At 71.2% G+C, this 19,450-nt stretch carries 16 protein-coding genes; 5 read left to right on the top strand and 11 right to left on the bottom strand.

Translation table 11 applies throughout. The annotated features are described in order from the left end of the window. Positions 1 to 69: 69 nt before the first annotated feature. The 6 genes from POL72_RS28370 to POL72_RS28345 form a co-directional block, all read right to left on the bottom strand. Positions 70 to 1,086: an ABC transporter ATP-binding protein gene (locus tag POL72_RS28370; protein WP_272098968.1), complete on the bottom strand. Its 1,017-nt coding sequence runs from the start codon at positions 1,084 to 1,086 to the stop codon at positions 70 to 72. Continuing rightward, positions 1,083 to 2,096 (bottom strand): ABC transporter ATP-binding protein, encoded by a 1,014-nt coding sequence (locus tag POL72_RS28365; RefSeq protein WP_272098966.1) that lies wholly within the window; start codon positions 2,094 to 2,096, stop codon positions 1,083 to 1,085. Before POL72_RS28365 ends, POL72_RS28370 begins: the two co-directional genes overlap by 4 nt. A 49-nt stretch (positions 2,097 to 2,145) precedes the next feature. Continuing rightward, positions 2,146 to 3,198, bottom strand: a complete 1,053-nt coding sequence (locus tag POL72_RS28360) for an ABC transporter permease (protein ID WP_272098964.1) — start codon at positions 3,196 to 3,198, stop codon at positions 2,146 to 2,148. A 2-nt stretch (positions 3,199 to 3,200) separates the two neighbouring features. Next, entirely contained in the window at positions 3,201 to 4,121 is a 921-nt protein-coding gene (locus tag POL72_RS28355; protein ID WP_272098962.1) for an ABC transporter permease, read from the bottom strand. 263 nt (positions 4,122 to 4,384) lie between these two features. Then, complete coding sequence (locus tag POL72_RS28350; protein ID WP_272098960.1) at positions 4,385 to 4,744, bottom strand: glutaredoxin; 360 nt, start codon at positions 4,742 to 4,744, stop codon at positions 4,385 to 4,387. Between the two features lie 199 nt (positions 4,745 to 4,943). Beyond that, on the bottom strand, positions 4,944 to 5,912 hold the full coding sequence (locus tag POL72_RS28345; RefSeq protein WP_272098958.1) for a quinone oxidoreductase family protein: 969 nt from the start codon (positions 5,910 to 5,912) through the stop codon (positions 4,944 to 4,946). A 120-nt stretch (positions 5,913 to 6,032) separates the two neighbouring features. Between POL72_RS28345 and POL72_RS28340 the strand changes: the two genes are divergently transcribed. Together POL72_RS28340 and POL72_RS28335 are read left to right on the top strand one after the other, a co-directional pair. Continuing rightward, on the top strand, positions 6,033 to 7,544 hold the full coding sequence (locus tag POL72_RS28340) for a GH1 family beta-glucosidase (RefSeq protein WP_272098956.1): 1,512 nt from the start codon (positions 6,033 to 6,035) through the stop codon (positions 7,542 to 7,544). A 180-nt stretch (positions 7,545 to 7,724) separates the two neighbouring features. After that, a complete protein-coding gene (locus POL72_RS28335) occupies positions 7,725 to 9,227 on the top strand; it encodes a hypothetical protein (RefSeq protein WP_272098954.1) in 1,503 nt (500 codons plus the stop codon). A 123-nt stretch (positions 9,228 to 9,350) separates the two neighbouring features. On the opposite strand, the gene POL72_RS28330 is transcribed toward POL72_RS28335, so the two are convergent. Next, on the bottom strand, positions 9,351 to 10,184 hold the full coding sequence (locus tag POL72_RS28330) for a class I SAM-dependent methyltransferase (RefSeq protein WP_272098952.1): 834 nt from the start codon (positions 10,182 to 10,184) through the stop codon (positions 9,351 to 9,353). Between the two features lie 302 nt (positions 10,185 to 10,486). Between POL72_RS28330 and POL72_RS28325 the strand changes: the two genes are divergently transcribed. After that, positions 10,487 to 10,891: a hypothetical protein gene (locus POL72_RS28325; protein WP_272098950.1), complete on the top strand. Its 405-nt coding sequence runs from the start codon at positions 10,487 to 10,489 to the stop codon at positions 10,889 to 10,891. A gap of 62 nt (positions 10,892 to 10,953) precedes the next feature. On the opposite strand, the gene POL72_RS28320 is transcribed toward POL72_RS28325, so the two are convergent. Both POL72_RS28320 and POL72_RS28315 read right to left on the bottom strand, forming a co-directional pair. After that, the gene (locus POL72_RS28320; RefSeq protein ID WP_272098949.1) at positions 10,954 to 11,892 is read right to left on the bottom strand and encodes a fibro-slime domain-containing protein; all 939 of its coding nucleotides are present in this window, start codon (positions 11,890 to 11,892) and stop codon (positions 10,954 to 10,956) included. Positions 11,893 to 12,144: 252 nt separating this feature from the next. Then, a complete protein-coding gene (locus POL72_RS28315) occupies positions 12,145 to 12,861 on the bottom strand; it encodes an SDR family oxidoreductase (protein ID WP_272098947.1) in 717 nt (238 codons plus the stop codon). A gap of 49 nt (positions 12,862 to 12,910) precedes the next feature. Between POL72_RS28315 and POL72_RS28310 the strand changes: the two genes are divergently transcribed. After that, positions 12,911 to 13,810: a LysR family transcriptional regulator gene (locus POL72_RS28310; protein ID WP_272098946.1), complete on the top strand. Its 900-nt coding sequence runs from the start codon at positions 12,911 to 12,913 to the stop codon at positions 13,808 to 13,810. A gap of 27 nt (positions 13,811 to 13,837) precedes the next feature. On the opposite strand, the gene POL72_RS28305 is transcribed toward POL72_RS28310, so the two are convergent. After that, positions 13,838 to 16,231, bottom strand: a complete 2,394-nt coding sequence (locus POL72_RS28305) for a glycoside hydrolase family 31 protein (RefSeq protein ID WP_272098945.1) — start codon at positions 16,229 to 16,231, stop codon at positions 13,838 to 13,840. 253 nt (positions 16,232 to 16,484) lie between these two features. On the opposite strand from POL72_RS28305, the gene POL72_RS28300 reads away from it, so the two are divergent. Then, the gene (locus POL72_RS28300; RefSeq protein WP_272098943.1) at positions 16,485 to 17,078 is read left to right on the top strand and encodes an esterase/lipase family protein; all 594 of its coding nucleotides are present in this window, start codon (positions 16,485 to 16,487) and stop codon (positions 17,076 to 17,078) included. A 44-nt stretch (positions 17,079 to 17,122) separates the two neighbouring features. On the opposite strand, the gene POL72_RS28295 is transcribed toward POL72_RS28300, so the two are convergent. Continuing rightward, positions 17,123 to 19,438, bottom strand: coding sequence for a peptide ABC transporter substrate-binding protein (locus tag POL72_RS28295; protein WP_272098941.1), 2,316 nt, complete (start codon positions 19,436 to 19,438; stop codon positions 17,123 to 17,125). Between the last annotated feature and the right edge of the window lie 12 nt (positions 19,439 to 19,450).

The following is a 19,450-nucleotide window of genomic DNA, read 5'->3' as shown; positions in this document are numbered from 1 at the left end:
CGGACATTCCACGTCATGTCTGGACAACGAGCTCAGCCGATGTGGGGTATTGCGCGCCGCCGGATCACATCACGGATGCGTAGGTGCCGTGGGCAACTCCGTGAGATGGCACGCGGCCCAGTGCCCAGGGCGACGCTCCTCCAGCGGAGGGGCCTCGGCGCTGCACCGGTCCATCGTATAGGGACAGCGTGTGTGGAAATGGCACCCCGACGGCGGGTTCAGCGGACTCGGCACTTCGCCGACGAGGGGCAGCCGGCGGCGTGTGCGCTCCACGTCGGGATCCGGGATCGGGATCGCCGAAAGCAGGGTCTGCGTGTACGGATGTTGCGGTGAACGGAAGAGCTCGTCTGGACGAGCGCGCTCGACGATCCGGCCGAGGTACATCACCGCGATCTCGCTTGACAGGTGGCGGACCACGGCGAGGTCGTGCGCGACGAACACGTACGTGAGCGAGAGCTCGCGCTGGAGCGACGCGAGCAGGTTGACGATCTGGGCCTGGATGCTCACGTCGAGCGCGCTGACAGGCTCGTCCGCGATCACGAGCTTCGGCTTCAGGGCGAGCGCGCGGGCGATGCCGATCCTCTGCCGCTGGCCGCCGGAGAACTCGTGCGGATAACGCCGCATGTACGAGGGCGATAGCCCGACGAGCTCCATGAGGCCCGCCACCTCGCGGAGCGCCTCGTCGCGCGACGAGACGAGGCCGTGGGTGGAGAGCGGCTCGGCGATGAGGTCGTGGACCGTCATGCGCGGGTTCAGGCTCGCGTACGGGTCCTGGAAGATCATCTGCATCTCGCGGCGCGCCTTCCGCAGCGCGCGCGGGTCGAGCGACAGGATCTCCCGGCCGTCGATCTTCACGCTCCCCGACGTGGGCGGGACGAGGCGGAGGATGCCCCGGCCGGTCGTCGACTTGCCGCAGCCGGACTCGCCGACGAGGCCCAGCGTCGCGCCCCGGTCGACGTCGAACGAGACGCCGTCGACCGCGCGCACCGTGCCGACCTGCCGCTGGAGCAGGCCGCGGCGCACCGGGAAGTGGACCTTGAGATCGCGCACCGAGAGCAGCGGCGGGGGTGTTGCGGCGGTGGTCATGGCGCTCGTCCTGCGACGTCCTCGACGTGGCACCGCACGACGTGCAGCGCCTTCCTGTTGCCTTCGCCCGAGACGACGCGCGGCGGCGGCGCCTCCTCCCGGCACGCCGCGATCGCGTGCGCGCAGCGCGGGTGGAACGGGCAGCCCGACGGCAGGCGCGCGAGCGAGGGCGGCATCCCGGGGATGGGCACCAGGTCCGCGCCGCGCGCGTCGTCGAGCCGCGGGATCGAGCGCGACAGGCCGATCGTGTACGGGTGCCGGGCGGCGTGGAAGATGGCGCCGACGGGGCCCTCCTCGACGATGCGCCCGGCGTACATGACCGCGACGCGATCGGCCATCTTCGCCACGACGCCGAGATCGTGCGTGATGAGGAGGACGGCCGCGCCGAGCGCCTCCTTCCGCTCCCCGATCAGGTCGAGGATCTGCGCCTGGATCGTGACGTCGAGCGCCGTCGTCGGCTCGTCCGCGATCAGCAGATCCGGGTCGCACAGGAGCGCCATCGCGATCATCACGCGCTGCCGCATCCCGCCCGAGAGCTGGTGCGGGTAGTCGTCGATCCGCGACGCCGCCGCGGGGATCCCGACCGCCTGCAGCATCTCGACGCAGCGCCGGCGCGCCTCGGCGCGGCCCATGCCGCGGTGGAGCTCCAGCACCTCGATGAGCTGCTCGCTCACCCGGAGGTAGGGGTTCAGCGACGTCATCGGGTCCTGGAAGATCATCGCGATCCGGTCGCCTCGGACGCGCTCCATCCGCGCCTCGCTCGCCTCCACGAGGTCCTCGACGACGCCGCCCTCGGACTCGAGCAGGATCTGGCCGCCGACGATCCTGCCCGGCGGGTCGGGGATGAGCCGCAGGAGCGAGAGGCTCGTCACGCTCTTGCCCGAGCCGGACTCGCCGACGATGCCGAGGACCTCGCCGCGATCGAGGCTGAAGGAGATGCCGTCGACCGCGCGGACCACCCCCTCCTCGGTGAAGAAGTGGGTCTTCAGGTTCTTGACCTCGATCAGCATGGCAGCATGGTCCGTGCCGGCGCGCGTCCCGGGAGGGGCGCGCCGCCCTTCAGTCCTTTCGGATGCGAGGATCCAGGGCGTCGCGGAGCCCGTCACCGAGGAAGTTGAAGCAGATCAGCGTGAGCGCGAGCATCAGCGCCGGGAAGATGAGCTGCCAGGGGAAGAGGTCCATCGCGTCGGCGCCTGTGGACGCGAGCAGGCCCCAGCTCGACAGCGGCTCCTGCGTGCCGAGGCCGAGGAAGCTGAGGAACGCCTCGGTCATCATCACCTCGGGGATGGTGAGCGTCGTGTAGACGATGATCGGGCCGACCGCGTTCGGAACGAGGTGCCGGAAGATCAGCGCGGCGTGCCCGACGCCGATCGAGCGCGCCGACTCGATGAACGGCTGTCCGCGCAGCGCGATGACCTGGCCGCGGACGATGCGGGCCATCGTGAGCCAGGAGATGCCGCCGAGGGCCGCGAAGACGACGACGATCTGGAAGACGGGGAAGTAGCTCGGGTCCGACGGCTCCTTGACGAAGAGGCCGAGCGCGACCTTCCAGGCGCGGTAGAGGACCGTCTGGTCGTTCGCGAAGAAGACCATGAGCAGGATGACGAGGATCAGGAACGGGAACGTGTAGAGCACGTCCACGATGCGCATCATGATCGCGTCGACCTTGCCGCCGAAGTAGCCGGCTACCCCGCCCCAGCTCACGCCGATGACGAAGCTCACGAGCGTCGCGACGATGCCGACCGCGAACGAGATGCGCCCGCCGAAGAAGACGCGGGCCATCAGGTCGCGGCCGAAGTAGTCGGTGCCCATCCAGTGGGCGAGCGACGGGGGCTGCGCGCCGAGCTTGAGATCCGCCTTGTCGTACCGGTAGCTCGACAGCTCGGGGACGAGGATGCAGGCGAGGATCATCGCGATGAGCACGACGCCGCAGGCGACCGCGGCGCGGTTCTTCCGGAGCCTCCGCCACGCGTCGCGACCGAGGCTCGATCCCTGCTCCAGCGCGTCGAGCCGCAGCGGGCCGGCAGGGCTTGGCGCCGCGCCGCCCGCGCCGCCGGGGACAGCGGGCGGATCGCCGGGGGCGGCGGGCTGCGGGAGGGCGGCGTGGAGCATGGTCAGCGCAGCTCCACGCGCGGGTCGATGAAGGCGTACGCCACGTCGACGATCGCGTTGAAGAGCATGAGCAGGAAGCCGTAAACGAGCATGACCCCCATCACGAGGTTGTAGTCGCGGTTCGTGGCCGCCTCGACGAAATAGCGGCCCATGCCGGGGATGTTGAAGATCTTCTCCACGACGAGGGAGCCGACGAGCAGGCCGCTGAAGCCGGGGCCGAGGAAGCTCACGACCGGGAGCAGCCCGCCCCGGAGCGCGTGCTTCAGGACGACCTTGCGCTCGGAGAGCCCCTTGGCGCGCGCGGTGCGGATGAAATCCGAGCGGATCACCTCGAGCATCCCGCCGCGCGTCAGCCGGGCGATGTAGGCCGCGACCGGGAGCCCGGCGCAGATGACCGGCAGCACCATGTGCCGCCACGTCTCCCAGCGCGCCACAGGGAACCAGTAGAGCTTGAGCGAGAAGACGAGCATGAGCAGCGGGGCCAGCACGTACCGCGGCACGCTGAGGCCGACCATGGCGACCCCCATGGCCGCCGTGTCCTTCCAGGTGTTCTGGCGGATCGCGCCGACGATGCCGAGCGGGATGCCCATCGCGAGCGCGAAGAGCATCGCCCAGAAGCCGAGCTGCATCGACACGGGCAGGCTGAGGGCGATGATCTCGTTGACGGTGCGGTTCGGGTACTTGAACGTCGGGCCCAGATCGCCTCTGGTGACGAGCGCAAGGAGCCAGTCGCCATACTGCTTCAGCACCGGATCGTTCAGGTGGTACTTGGCGTCGAGCTGCCGCTGGACCTCGACGGGCACGGCCCGCTCCTGGTCGAACGGGCCTCCCGGAACGATGCGCACCAGGATGAACACGAGGGTGGCGACGAGGAAGAGCGTGGGAATGATGGAGAGCAGCCGCTTGATGGCGTAGGTGCTCACGGCGCGCCGCCTCCCGGCCGTCGAGCCGCGCCGTTCGCCTCGTCATCCCGCCGCCTTCCGTGGATCCCGAGCGATGTCACGAGGTGCCTCCGTGCTGCCTTCCTTCAGCGCGGCGACCGCCGCGAGGGCGCGCCGCGCCTTCCCGCATATCACGGAACCGCCGGTCGACCGCGGCGTTTCGCGCGGCGCGACGTGACGCGTGGAGCGCCGCGGCCGAGGCGGCCCGCGCGCTGTGCCCGGCGTTCACCCGCGCCTGATCACGGCTACCCCTTGAGCTTGCCCTGGTCGCGGAGCTTCACGAGCTCCGCGTAGCCGCCTTCGAGGACGCCGCCGACGAACACCATGGGGAACGTCGGAAAGCCAGCCCAGAGCTTGATGGCGAGCCGCTCCTTCCACCTGGAGAGGTAACTCCCGTACTCCAAATAGGTATATTTCACGCCCTCTCCGTCGAGCAGCTGGCGCGCCTTCTTCACGAAGGGATTCTGGGCCATCCCGACGACGACCACCCGGTCGCGGCTCACCGCGGCCGCGACCTCGTCGATGATGGACCGATGAAAGCCGGCGAGCTGCGATTTCACCGTGTCCGAGACATTCTCGGGAGCAAGCGTGGGACGTTCTGCCATGGAATGAGCACCTCCGCGCCGGCAGCGTACCGGCCCGAAGACGACACGGTCAACGGCCGGATCGGCCAGGCACGGCTCGAGTACAGCGCAGGTCTGCACGCCCGAGAGAGGACGTGGAGACACGGAGCGCCCGCAGCCGGGCTGCACTCCCCAGCTCCTCCGCGCCTCGAATCGAACCTCCGCGCGACGGTTCCGTCCGCTACGGGATGAGCAGCACCTTCCCCGTCGTCGCCCGCCCGGCGAGCGCGCGGTGCGCCTCCGCCGCCTCGGCGAGGGGGTATGTGGCGCCGATCGAGATCGCGAGCTCGCCGCGCGCGATCGCGCCGAGCACGTCGGCGGCGCGCTCGAGCAGCTCCTCGCGCGTCGCGGTGTAGTGGACGAGGCTCGGCCGCGCGAGGTAGATCGACCCCTTCTGGCTCAGGATCTGCGGGTCGAACGGCGGCACCGGGCCGCTCGACTGGCCGAAGAGCACCATCGTGCCGCGCGGGCGGAGCGCGCCCAGGCCCTTCGCGAACGTGTCGCTCCCGACGCCGTCGTAGACGACGTGGACGCCGGCGCCGCCCGTGAGCCGGCGCGCCTCCGCCTCGAAATCGGCCTTCGTGTACAGGATCACCTCGTCGGCGCCCGCGTCTCGCGCGAGGCGCGCCTTCTCCTCGGTCGAGACGGTGCCGATCACGCGCGCGCCGAGCCGCTTCGCCATCTGGCACAGGAGGAGGCCGACCCCGCCCGCGGCCGCGTGGATGAGGCACGTGTGGCCGGGCCCGAGCGGGAACGTGGAGCGCACGAGGTACTGCGCCGTGATGCCCTGGAGCATCGCGGCCGCGGCGCGCTTCGCGCCGACGCCCGCGGGCACGGGGACGAGCTTCGCGGCCGGGATCCGGACGTGCGTCGCGTACGAGCCGGGGCCGCCGGTCCACGCGACCTCGTCCCCTACCCTCACCTCGGTGACGGACGGCCCCACCGCCTCGACGCGCCCCGCGCCCTCGAGGCCGAGCGGGATGGGCGGCTCGAGCGTGTACAGGCCGCTCCGCTGGTAGATGTCGATGAAGTTCACCCCCGCGGCCTCGACGCGGACCACGGCTTCCCCCGGGCCCGGCGTGGGCGTCGGGAGCTCCTCCAGCGTCATCACCTCGGGGCCGCCAGCGGCTTTCGGTCGGATCGCGAGCATGCTGCCCATGTTGTCGAGCCGCGCTGGGCCGTCAAGCGACCGGCGCGATCATCGACCCGCATCGAAGCCGACGCGCATCGAACCCATTGATGTCCCGCGCACGCCGTGGATGATGCCCCCATGGCCCTCCATCCTTCCGAGTCGCTCTCCGCGAGCAACGCCTCTCCCGCCTCGCCGTCCTCCGCGCCCCCGCCTGTGACCGCCGCCTCGGCTGGCCTAGGCCGAGCAGACGCGACGGCCGCGCCGTTTCCCGCGGACTTCCTGTGGGGCACGGCCACCGCGGCCTACCAGATCGAAGGCGCCGCGAGCGAGGACGGCCGGACGCCCTCCGTGTGGGACGTCTTCTCGAAGACCCCTGGGAAGGTCTTCGAAGGGCACACAGGAGACGTCGCGTGCGACCACTACCACCGCTACAAGGAGGATGTCGGGCTCCTCTCGGAGCTCGGGGTCAAGAGCTACCGCTTCAGCGTCTCGTGGACGCGGATCCTCCCGGACGGCACGGGCAAGGTCAACCCGAAGGGGCTCGACTTCTACGATCGCCTCGTCGACGAGCTCCTCCGCGCCGGCATCGTGCCCATGTGCACGCTGTTCCACTGGGACTTCCCCCAGGCGCTCCAGGATCGCGGCGGGTTCCTCCAGCGCGACGTCGCCGACTGGTTCGCGGACTACACGACCGTCGTCGCCCGGCGGCTCGGCGATCGCGTGCCCTGGTGGGTGACGCAGAACGAGCCGCAGGCGTTCATCGGCAACGCGCTCCTCAACGGCGTCTTCGCCCCCGGGCTCAAGCTCCCCTACCGGGAGTACCTGACCGCCGCCCACAACCAGATGCGGGCGCACGGCAAGCAGGTGGACGCCCTGCGCGCCGCGACCAAGGCCGCGAAGATCGGCTACGTGCTCGCCACCCAGGTGCAGCGCCCGGCGACCGAGGATCCGGGAGACATCGAGGCGGCGCGCGAGGCGATCTTCTCGGTCTACGACAGGAACCCGTGGAACAACGCCTGGTGGATCTGTCCGGTGCTCGAGGGGCGGTATCCGGAGAGCGGCCTCCGGCTCTTCGGCGACGACATGCCCGAGTTCCCCGCCAGCGACTTCGACCAGATCAAGCGGCCGATCGACTACCTCGGGCTCAACATGTACTCGGCGGGCACGTGGCGGCAGGGCAAGGACGGCAGGCCGGAGCGCGTCGTCTCCCCGCCGGGCTACCCGCGCGGGACGCTCGACTGGCTGCAGATCGTCCCCAGCACGCTCTACTGGGGCTCGAGGTACTTCTGGGAGCGGTACAAGCTGCCCATCGGGATCACCGAGCACGGCCTGGCGACGCGGGACCAGGTCTTCCTCGACGGCAAGGTGCACGACCCGAAGCGCATCGACGTCATGCACCGGTACCTGCTCGGCCTGGCGCGGGCCGTCCAGGAGGGCGTTCCGGTCGTCGGGTACTGGGCCTGGTCGCTCCTCGACAACTTCGAGTGGGCCGAGGGCTATAAAGATCGCTTCGGCCTGGTCTACGTCGATTACGCCACGCAGCGACGGATCCCGAAGGATTCGTTCTCCTGGTACCGAGAGGTCATCGCGAGCGGCGGACGCTCGCTCCTCGGGCCGACCGCCGTCGCGTGGGACAACGTGACCGGCTGATCCCGGCGGCCCGATCCCATACCGGGCCGCGCGGCCCCCCCGCCGCGCTGCGCCGCGGCCCGTCGCACCTCCGGCCCAAAGCGCGTCCCGAGGGCGCACCGGCGTCGATATCCGGCTTTCCCGAGGGCCTCATCCGTGCCCTCTTCGAACGATGATATCGTCGCGGCGAGGGAGGCAGGGATGAACAGAATCGCGTCTTATTTGAGGCATCTTTCTCTCGCGGCCGTGCTGGCCACGCTCGGATGCAACGTCAGCGTCAGCGTCGACGATGGGGAAGAGACGTCTGGGAGCGGCCCGGACACAGGGGAAGGCGGCGCCAGCAGCAGCATCAGCGCCAGCAGCAGCATCAGCGCCAGCAGCAGCAGCGTCGGCGTGGGCGGCAGCGCTCCCGTGTGCGAGGCGGGTTGCCTCGCGCTCGATTTCGCCCGCCAGTTCGACAACGTCGAGCCCCACGCCCTCGCCGTCGATGCTCAGGGCAACATCCTCGTGACGGGAGGCTTCGATGGCACCGTCGACTTCGGGGGCGGTCCTCTCGTGGGCACGGGCGACGTCGACGCGTTCGTCCTCAAGCTCGATCCGCTCGGCAACCACCTCTGGAGCCGGCGGTTCGGCGATCTCTCCGGGATCGAGACCCAGGTCGGGTTGGCCATCGCGGCCGACGCGTCGGGGAATATCGCTGTCGGGGGCCGGTTCGGTGGAGCGACCGATCTCGGCGGCGGCCCCGTGCAGAACGGGTGGAACTCGAGCGGCTTCGTCGTCCTGCTCGACGCTTCGGGACAGCACGTCTGGAGCAAGCACTTCGGAGAGGAGTCCGTGGCGGTCCGCAGCGTCGGCTTCCATCCGGCGGGCGGCGTCGTCGTCGCCGGTGACTACGTGCGAACCATGGATCTCGGCGGCGGGCCCTTGCCCGACGTGACGACGCAAACCGCCTTCGTCGCCAGGTTCGATGCGTCGGGCGGCCACCTCTGGAGCAAGAGCTTCGGCGGGCCGGGGGGCGCGATCGCCGAGACCCTCGCCCTGGACGCGGCGGGGAATATCGCCGTCGGGGGGAGCTTCCATGGCTCCATCGACTTCGGCGGCGGCCCGCTCCTCGCCGCGGGGCTCCCGGAGAACGGGGCGTCCGACGTCTTCGTCGCCTCGCTCGATCCAGCCGGCGAGCACCGATGGAGCCATAGGCTCGGCGGCGTCGACGGTGACGATCACGTCGGCACGGTCCTGGACGGGGCAGGCGGCGTGGTCACGCTCAGCTCCTTCTTCGAGACGTTCTCGGTCGGTGACACCACGCTGACGGGCGACGGGAGCAACGTGTCCGTCGCCAGGCTCTCCGCCGGTGGCTCCGCGATGTTCGCCAGGAGCTCCGCGAGAGCGCAAGCGATCGCCGCCGACGCCGCCGGCAACACCTGGCTCGCCGGCACCTTCCTCGAGGGAACGGACCTCGGTTGCGGTACGATGCCCACGAATTTCTTGGGCCTCTTCGTCGCCGGGCTCGACCCGCGCGGCGAGGACTTCTGCAACGTCGCGTTCGAACCGTCCGAGTACGGAGGACTATCCCAGATTGCCGTCGGCCCGAACGGAGCCCTTGTCGCCGTCGGGAAGTTCAAGGGCACGATCGATTTCGGCGCCGGACCGATCTCGAGCCCCGAAGCGTCTGAATCGATGATCGTCGTGAAGCTCACCCGGTGACCACGCCCGGCTCGGCGCCGGGATGTGGTCCCTTCTCCATGGACGGCAGCGCGGCCCGTCGGGCGTCGCGTCGAGAAGGAACGCAGCGCGCCCCGACAGGACGGGTCGCGCTGCATTCCATGGTCAGCCGGGTTTGCGGCCGATCGCGATGTTCGCCGTCACCGGGACACGCACGGCCCCGCCTGGTTCGGCGAAGGGCTCGATGACGGCGCGCAGCGGGCCGCGCAGCCGAGCGCGCCCATCGCCGTCCAGCGCGACGTAGAGGGGCATGAAGCGCAGGATCTCGTCGAGATCCTCCATGAGCTGGTCCACCGAAGCTCCGCCCCATGCGCCCTCGACCGCGTGCACGGCGACCTCGCCGCACCCGGCCCCGAGCATCTCGGCCTTCAGGCCCTCCGGCGAGCACAGCACGGTCATGCCCTGGGGCGGCGGATGGATCGGCGCGTCCGGGAAGGTGCGGCGATAGGCCTGCAGGAAGAGCGGCGCCGGGCCTGCCCCCTCCGGGCTCGACCAGGTCGCCACGATGATCCGGCCCCCGGGCCGGGTCGCGCGGACGAGCTCGGCCATGCCGCGGCGCCAGTCGGGAAACATCATGACGCCGAAGACGGAGCAGCTCACGTCGAAGGTCCCGTCCTCGACCTCCAGCGCCTGCCCGTCCATCACCCGCGCCTCGCTCCCTGCGAAGGGCTGCAATCGCTCGCGCAGGCGCGCCGACATGCCGCGCGAGATGTCTGTCGCGAGCACGCGCGCGCCCGCCTCGGCCGCGGCCAAGGTCAGGGCGCCCGTCCCTGCGGCGACGTCGAGCACGCGCACGCCGTGCCCGATCCCGCCCGCGAGCGACAGCGCCGCGCGCGCGAAGCCCGCCGTCAACGGCTCGGCCCAGCGCTCGTAGCTGGCCGCCAGGGCGGTCCAGCGCGCTTCATCGCTGAAGTTGAGTGGTTCAACGCGGTTGGTCATCGGCCAGTCCTCTTGTCATCGATCATGGGAGACGAGCCTGTCACCGCCCGAGGAGCGCGTCACTGGCGGCGCTTTCGGTGGATCTGGCCTCTTTTTCGATCGCCGCACCTCCCCCGCGGCCACGCCACGCCGAGGGCGGCGCGCTCCGCAGGATTGTCGCTGGCTCCCTTTCGTGCTCCCCTGGTGATCGCGGAGGAGCCCGTGACATCGGTCGCTCCCTCGCCGGCGCGACGCGCAGCTCGGGGTCCTCCCCCACGCTCCGCCGACCGCCGGCCCGTCAACGCAGTCGTGTGGAGGCTCCCATGTCGATCGCTGGTCCCCTCTTAGGAATCGTGATCACCCTCGTCGTGCTGGGCGTCATGGCCGTGGTGTTCGTCACCGTCTTTCTGCCCATGATGAAGAACGCGAACAAGATGCTCGCGGGCGCGAACGAGATGATCCAGGCGCAGACAGCGGCGGCCAACCTCCGCATGACGGGCCTGCCCGCGCAGGCCCGCGTGCTCATCGTCCAGCCCACCGGCACGATGATCAACTACCAGCCGCAGTGCCGTGTCGACCTCGAGGTGTATCGCCCGAACGCGCCCCCGTACCGCGCGGCCATCCTCGCCGTCATCCATCAGATGGCGATCCCGCGCGTGCAGCCGGGCCTGGTCGTGCCGGTCAAGATCGACGCCGCCAACCCCAACAACATCGCGCTCGACGTCTGAATCCGCGTGGCGGGCGAATTGGGCTCAGGCCTGCGGGAGGGCGCGGCCCGAGCCCGGATGCCTCACAGGGGGATGTCGACGGGCACGAAGCAGGAGATGTTGGTCTCGATGCGGAAGTTCGATCCGTCGGTGTGGCGCTCCGCGTGGAAGATGTCCATCGCGTAGCTGTTGCCCGGGAAGATGCCGAGATCCTGGGCCTGAGCATCGAAGTCGATGACGCTCTCCGCGGGCCCGTGCATGCTGCCGAGGTCGAGCGCGAGCTTGCCGTTGATGAAGATCCAGATGTCGTCGTCGCCCCGGAAGGTGAACTTCTGACCGGCGACGTATCCGAACATCAGGTGGATCTCGGTGGTGAAGAGGAAGTTCTGTCTCTTGCCGTTGTTGGGCGGGGTGATCCCGAACCCCTCCTCCGGCGCCAGCGGGAAGAAATCCGCGCTGTCGAACACGTACTGCCCCGATCCGGGCGGCGACTCCTGGAGCGCGAGCTCCTTGGGGAACGTCATGTTCACGCCCGGCACGTCCCGGTACCACTGGTTGAAGCTTTCCTCGCTCGTGATGGTCTTCTGGGTGCCGACCCCGTCCCTGCAGCCGAGCGGGGCCGGCAGCTGCGCGAAGCAGCCTACCGAGTCGAGGAACACCGGCTTCCGATCGCCGTCGAGCGTCGGCTCGATGAGCTGGCGACGGGGTTCGTCGCCCCTGAAGCTGGCCATCTCGAAGTCGGGGTGCGTCTCCTTGAAGTCGCGATAGGTGACGTCGAGGACGCTCTTGCAATCGCCGCCGCCGCCGCCGCCGGCGCCGGTGGTCACGTTGCCCCCCGTGATGGTCCCGAAGTCGTCGCCGGTCGAGCTGCTAACGCCGCTCGTCGGCGTCCCGCTGCTGCTCGCGGGCGTCCCGCTGCTGCCGCCGGATCCGGAGGTGGGGCCGCTGCTCTCGTCGGGCGCCGAAGAGCACGCCAGGGCCGCGGCTGCGAACGTCAGAAGAAAGAAAGAACGAGGGTACATGGTGCACTCCTAGGGAGCAGTAGCACAACCATACTTCGCGGCTTTTGTCAACCACGTCTCATGGCGATCGCGTGGTGAAGCGCTGCGGCAAGCTCGTGGAACATGCCTTGTTCGATGGAACAGGCGGTGGCCACGGCTCTTCCCCGCACGTCCCGCGCCTCCCGCGCTTTTCGTGCTTCCCACGCCTCCCGCGCTTGCCTTCCCCGGTTTCGCACGTATCGAATCCGGCCACCTCCCTGGGCGGGCTCACGCTCAGACGAGGCGGTGTCCCCCGTCGACGCGCAGCACCTCGCCGGTGGTGAACCCGTTCCCCATGAGGAAGAGCGCGGCGTGGGCGATGTCCGCGGGCGCGCCGACACGGCCGACGGGGAGGCGGCGCGCGTGCTGCTCGAAGCGCTCCTGCTTGGCGCCGCCCGCGAGGGAGTCCCAGACCGGCGTGTCGACCCAGCCCGGCGACAGCGCGTTCACGCGCACCGGCGCGAGCTCCACGGCCAGGGCGCGCGCGAGCGCCATGAGCGCCCCGTTCACCGCGGCCACGACCGCCCCGCTGGGCCCCGGCCGCTCCGCCGCGATCCCCGCCGTGAACGTGAGCGAGCCGCCCGGCTCGATCCGCGCGTGCTTGGCGACGTGGAGGGCCGCCACGAGCTTCGAGTCGATCACGCGGCGCGCCGCGGCGATGTCCAGCGCGCGAATCGGCTGATAATGCCCCTCCACCGCCGTCACCACCACATGGCGCGCCGGCGGATGTTCGTCGAACAGACTCTGCATCTCGGCCTCCTGCGTCGCGTCGGCCGCGAAGGTGCGCACCCGGCGTGGCTCGCCGAGCTCGGCCGCGGCGCGCGCGAGGCGCTCGCGCGAGCGGCTCACGAGCGTCAGCGACGCGCCGCGCTCGAGGCAGGCCCTGGCCACGCCGAGGCCGATGCCCGACGAGCCGCCGATGACGACCACATGCTGATCTTCAAGGTTCATGAGCGAGGGGTAGCGCGCGCGCCTCGGGCAAACCATGGGATGTTGTGGCATGCTCCATCCCATGAGCGGGATGATCTCCCTCGAGGACGTGCGGCTCTTCGCGGCCGTCGCTCACCACCTGAGCTTCGTGGAGGCCGCGCGGCGCATGGGGGTGCCCACGAGCACCGTGAGCCGCCGGGTGGCGCAGCTGGAGGAGGCGCTCGGGGTGCGGCTGCTCCAGCGCACCTCCCGCCGCGTCGGCCTCACCGGCGAGGGCGCGCGGCTGATCGAGCGCGCCGGGCCCCTGCTCGACGAGCTCGGCTCGGTGCTCGACAGGGCCGCGGATCGGGAGGACGAGCCCGCGGGCAGGCTCCGGGTGACGGCGCCCGTGATGACGGGCGCGCAGCGGATCGCGCCGGCGTTGTTCTCCTTCGCCGCCCGGCACCCGCGCCTGTCGCTGGAGCTCACGCTCACGAACGCGGTCGTCCCCCTTGTCGAGGAGGGCATCGACCTCGCCTTCCGCGCCGGGCCCGTTCAGGACGCCGACCTCGTGGCGCGGCGGATGTGGTCGCTCCCGTACGCGCTGGCCGCGTCGCCGCGCCTCGTGCAGGACGCGCTCGAGGGCCGTTCGCGGCTCGCGCGCGCGTCGCTCGGGTCCGTGCCCGCGGTCCTGAGCCACCCGGGCGCTGCGTGGCGCCTTCGCCGGCGGGACGGCTCCATCGAGGAGGTCCGGCCGCGCGCGAAGCTCTGCGTGAACGACCCGCGGGTGGCGATCACGGCCGCGGCGCAGGGGCTCGGCGTGGTCTGCGCCCCCCGCGAGGTGATCGAGCAGCAGGGCAAGGCGCTCGTCGAGCTCACGGTCACGGGGCGCACCGTCGAGCCCCGCGAGCTCTTCGCTGTGTACCCGTCACGGCGGCTGCTCTCCACGCGGGTGCGGCTGGCGATCGACTGGGTGATGAAGCACCGCTGACCGCCCCGGCGCGCGGCGCTGCCGCGATCAGGACAGCTGGAGCTCGATCCGCTGCCAGTCGGCCGCGACCTCGATCTCGACGCCCCCGTCGATCGCGCGGTGCGACCTGGCCCCGACCACGGAGCGCGGCGCCGGCACGCCGTGGACGCGGATAACCTCCACCTCGCGCGCCAGCGGCAGATCGCCCGTCGCGCTGCGCTCGAGCGCGAACGCGGCGCCGTCGAGGCCGCCCTCGAGCCGCGTGACGCGCGACGCGCCGTGGCCGTCGCCCTCGTCCTCGACTAGGCGGCCGCTCACGCGCTCCGCCGCGTGGACGTGCCACGTGATCTCCTCCCAGCTGGCGCTCGTCGTGTGCATCCGAGGCGCGGTGAGCGCCACCGCGCCTCCGGCGCGCAGCCACACGGGGACCACGCCGAGCGGCGCATCGGCGATCACGTGGCGCCCGCCCTGATCCACGCTCCCCGCGCGCTCCAGGTTGGCGAAATCCATCCATGCGCCGGCGGGCAGGTACGCCAGCCGCTTCGACTGCCCTGGCCGCACCACGGGCGCCACGAGCAGATCGCCGCCGAACAGGAGCTGATCGGAGGCGTGGAGCGCCTCGGGGTCGTCCGGCGCCGCGAAGGACAGCGGCCGCAGGACGGGTATCCCCGTCTCCGCCGCCTCGTGCATGAGCGTGTACAGGGTCGGCAGGAGCCGGTAGCGCCGCTCGAGCGCCGCGCGCGCGAGGCCGAGGTACGGCTCGCCGAAGCGCCAGGGCTCCTGCGCCGGCCTGCCCCTCGCCGCGTGGTTGCGCATCAGCGGATAGAACAGCCCCGCCTGCATCCAGCGCACGAGCAGCTCGCCGTTCGCGCGCCCCGTGAAGCCCGGGATGTCCGCGCCCACGAACGGCACGCCCGAGAGGCCGAGGCCGATCAGCATCGGGATGGACGCCTCCAGGTGCGTGAAGTTGCTGGCGAAATCGCCCGTCCACACAGCGGCGTAGCGCTGGATGCCGGCGAAGGCGGCGCGCGTCAGCACGAAGGGGCGCCGCCCCGGCGCGTGGCGCGCGAGGCCCTCGTGGGCGGCGCGCGACATGCCGAGTCCGTAGACGTTGTGGACCTCGAGGTGGCGCCGGGCGCCGTGGCGCGCGTCGTCGGGGAGCGTGCTGCCCTCGATGGGGCCGAGGCCCGCGGTGCGCCCGCCGCTCGGCGCCGGCAGGCCCCTGTCCGGGCGGACGGAGAAGCACGCAGGCTCGTTCATGTCGTTCCAGATGCCGGCGATGCCCGCGTCGACGAAGGGCTTCTGCAGATCGCCCCACCAGCGCTGCACCTCCTCGCGTGTGAGATCCGGGAAGACCGCCGGGTCGGGCCAGACCTCTCCCACGAGGGGGCCGCCGCGAGGCAGCCGGACGAGGTAGTCTCTCTCTCTCGCCTCCTCGTAGACGGCATATCCCTCATCGGCCTTGATCCCCGGATCGACGATCGTCACCAGCCTGACGCCCTCGGCCGCGAGCTCGCGCGCGAGCCGCGCCGGGTCGGGGAAGCGAGAGCGGTCCCAGGTCCAGACCCGATAAGCATCCATGTAATCGATATCGAGGTGAACAACGTCGAGCGGGAGGCCGCGCGATCGGTAGCCGCGGACGACGCCGCGCACGTCGTCCTCGGTCTCGTAGCCCCAGCGCGACTGGTGCGCCCCGAGGCTCCAGAGGGGCGGCATGGCCGGGCGCCCGGTGAGCGCGGCGTAGCGCCTCAGGACGTCGGCCGGGTGCGGGCCGGCCAGGAGGTAGACGTCGAGCTCGGGGCCCCGCGACTCCCATTCGATGCGCGTGGGATCGTCGAGGGCGATATCGACCTCCGAGCGCCACGGCTCGTCGAGGAAGAGGCCCCAGGCCACCCCGCCGCGGAGGGCGATGAAGAAAGGAATCGAGGCGTAGAGCGGGTCGGACTCCACGTGCGGCGGAAAAGCATCGGTGTTCCAGAAGGTGAATCGCAGGCCGCGCTTGTCGAGCGGGCCGACCTTCTCGCCGAACCCGAGGTAGGCCTCGCCCGGCGGCGCCGCGAGCGAGAGCCGGGAGCGGAGCTCGTCCACGGGGAACGCCGGCCGGACCTCTCCGGAGACCGCCTCGCACCGCGCCTGGATGCGGCCCTGTCCGTCGCTGAAGATCCATGTGCCCGAGGTGAGCGATACCTCGAGAGAGACGTCGTCGGCGCTCACGTGGAGCGCGTCGCCCTCGCGACGGGCGGAGAGCGGCAACGCGCCTTCGGCCACCACAGCGAAGGAGCGCTTGGGAGGCAGCTCGGGGTGCGTGAAGCTCGTCACGGCGGACGAGGGGGCGTGGCGCACACGCAGGACGCCGGGGCCTGGACAGCGGATCTCGATCGCGGCGCGGGCGCCGGAGAGGAGCACGTGAGTCGCGCCGATCGAGGCGTCGGTGAGGTGCATCGCGCGAATCTACCCGGGCCTGGCCGTCGTCGCCACGATCGCCCGTGAACCGCCGAGATGCCGTCTCGGTGGGTCCTTCCCTTGTTGACCTGGCGCCCGCCGAAGCAGGCGAATCGGCTGGCGCCGCGAAGGGCGTCCCGGGTCTGGATCCTGTCATTTCGACCCGCACCGCCCGCAGGCTACGCCGAGTTACGCGCGCTTCTGCGGTCGCGCGGCCTTGACGGCGCCCGCCCGCGCCGTACTCCTCGACGACATGAGCAAGCCGCCCGTCCTGCTGGTGCACGGCATCTGGGATTCGGCGGCGCGCATCGACTGCCTGCGCGCCGGGCTTGCGGCTCGCGGCGTCGATCGCGCCCGCGCCTTCGATCTCGTCCCCAACGACGGCCGTGCGTCCATCGAGCGCCTCGCCGCCCAGCTCGACGCCGCCGTGGAGTCCACGCTCGCCGGGGCGCCCTGCGGGGCGGTGGACGTGGTCGGCTTCAGCATGGGCGCCCTTGTGACACGCTTTTACATCCAGCGCGGCCGCGGCCGCGCGCGCGTCCGGCGCTTCGTCTCCATCTCGGGCCCGCACCGCGGCACGCTCAACGCCATGTGGCTGCCCCACGAGGGCGTGCAGCAGATGCGCCCGGGCAGCCCTCTTCTGCGCGACCTCGCTGCGGACCCGGATCCCTGGGGCCCGGTCGAGGTGCACGTGCTCTACACGCCTTTCGACGTGATGATCGTCCCCGCCCGCTCCAGCGAGCTCCCCGGCGCCCGCACAACGCGCGCCGTGCCGGTCGCGCTGCACCGCTGGATGCTCTCGGACCGGCGGGTGCTCGACTCGGTGGCAGAGCTGCTGGAGCGCTGAGCGCCCGGCCCGCCGCTACTTCAAGGGGGGCGCGCCGGGATCGCTCACTGCCCCCCGCCCAGCCGCCCCGGCGGCGGCAGCTCCAGCACGGGCGGCGGCTCTCCGGCCGGCCCCTTCTGCCAGTCCGGGTCGATCCAGAGCCATTTGATGAGCTGCGTGTTCCGCGCGTTGGGGATGTACCCCCTCACCCACGGCTTCACCAGGGTCGGCTTCTCCTCGAAGTAGAGCGGTATCCTGCACATCCCGTCGAGCGCCCGCCGCTCGGCCGCCCGGAAGCGCCGGATGCTCTCCCCGAGATCGGCCGTCGCGGCCGCCTCGGCGACCGCCTTGTCGAACTCCGCGTCCGCCCAGCCGCTCCGGTTCTGGGGGCTCTGGGACAGGAACGTCCCGAGCCACGTCTGCGGATGGTTGTAGTCGGCCAGCCAGCCCAGCCGGATCACCTGGAAGTTGCCGTCACGGAGGTCCTTGAGCATCACGCGCCACTCCTCGCTCCGCAGCGCCGCGGAGACCCCGAGGTGGCGCTTCCACATGTCCTGGATGGCCACGGCGACCTGCGCGTGCCCCTCCCCCGTGTTGTAGAGGATCTCGAGCGGCGGAAACCCCTTCGCCCGCAGCTCGTCTCCCTCGCGGACGACCTCGTACCCCGCCTCGGCGAGCAGCGCGCGGGCGCGCGCCGGGTCGTGGCCGACCTCGGGGCTCGAGAACGGATCCGCGCCGCGCGCCCTGTCCTCCGCCGCCTGCTCGGCATAGCCAGATCCGGTGATGTCGGGCACGTAGTGGGTCGCCGGCTTCCCGAGCCGCGTGATCTTCTCGACGAGCTCCCGCTTGTCGATCGCGAGGTTCAGCGCCCACCGGACGCGCGGATCGTCGACCGGCGGCTTCCTCGTGTTGAGCTCGTAATACACCGTGGAGAGGAACTCGGTGCGCCGGAGATCCTTCTTCCCGGACAGCCAGCCGAGGTGGTCATAAGGGAGCTCGCAGTTGTCTCCCAGGTAGTCGATGTCCCCCGCCTTGTAGAGCTGCAGGGTGGCGTTGTACTGGGCGATCTCCATCCAGACGATCCGGTGGATCCGGAGCGCGTCATGGCCCCAGTACAAAGGGTTCCGGTCCATCGTGATCTCGTACCGGAACTTCCACTCGTCGAGCCGATAAGGCCCGTTGACCACGATGTTCTCGGGGCGAAACCAGAGCTCCGGCTCGCCGCGCGCCTCGAACGGCTCGACGACGTCGCGGCGCACCGGGAACAGGGTGACGAAGCTCGTGAGATCGGTGAAGTACGGGGTCGGCTTCTCGAGCTCGACGTCGAGGGTCAGGTCGTCGCGGGCCCGCACGCCCACGGCGGCGTCGTCCTCCACGAGCGACGACGAGGCGACGAAGCCGGTCGCCCCGCCGGAGCCGGAAGGAGGCGCGTCGCGCCGAGGCGCGGCGGGGTCGTACGTGGGGAGATCCGCGTGGGGCGCGACCAGCGCGTAGGCGGCGGCGTCCACGGGGGCGAGCAGGCAGCCCGGGAGGAAGCCGCGGCCCGCTGGCCCCTCGATCTCGAACCAGCGGTCGGCCGCGCCGTTGCAAGCGACCGGCGGACCGGCCGCGAGGAGGGCGACCTCGGCGCCCCGCCACCCGCCGCCAGGGGTGGCGTCGCGCGGCGCGGGCGGCGGGGCCGCGCCGGCCGCGTCGAACGAGAGCCGCTCGCCAACGCCGGTCGCCTCGTCGGGCTCGGCGTACGTCACCGAGGTCACCCCGGGAGGCGGCGCCGCGAGGGGCGCCACCGCCGACGTCACCCGGGCGGGCGACTGGCCGAGCACGACGACGAACGCGCCCCGCGGCAACGACAGCGCGGGCGGCGCGTCGGGCCGAGGCGCGCGGCGCAGCGTCGCGTCCTCGCGCAGCGCCTTCAGCTTGCCCAGGTTGAACAGCTCGCCGTTCTTCAGGACGTGCAGGTTCGTCGCGGCGAGCGAGGCCGTGGAGGGGCGCAGCACCCGCTTCCACGCGTACTCGAAGTCGTGCGCCGTCACCGGTTTGCCGTCGGACCAGCGCGCCTCCGGCCGCAGGTGGAACCGGAAGAACCGGTTGTCGTCGCTGCGCTCCCAGCGCGTCGCGACCCCCTGCGCCGCGTGGAGATCGCCAGGCGCGTAGCTGGTCAGCCCCTCGAACATCTGGTGGAGCAGCGTCATGCTCACCGTGTCGGCGGCCTTGCCGGGATCGAGGTACTCCGGCTCGTCGGCGTTGTTGACGTAGAAGGTCGTGACGTCCTTGCCGACGCGCGCCGTCGTCCCGACGTAGCCCTCGGCCTCGCCCGCGCAGGCCGCGAGCGGGCACGAGAGGGCTGCGAGCAGCAGCGCGCCGCAGCGGCGCGAGGGCACAAGGGATAGATC

It is taken from the genome of Sorangium aterium, from assembly GCF_028368935.1.
In the GTDB taxonomy this organism is placed as follows: Bacteria; Myxococcota_A; Polyangia; order Polyangiales; family Polyangiaceae; genus Sorangium; species Sorangium atrum.
The sequence above is the reverse complement of the archived record's forward strand: the minus strand, read 5'-3'. Positions and strand labels throughout refer to the sequence as shown.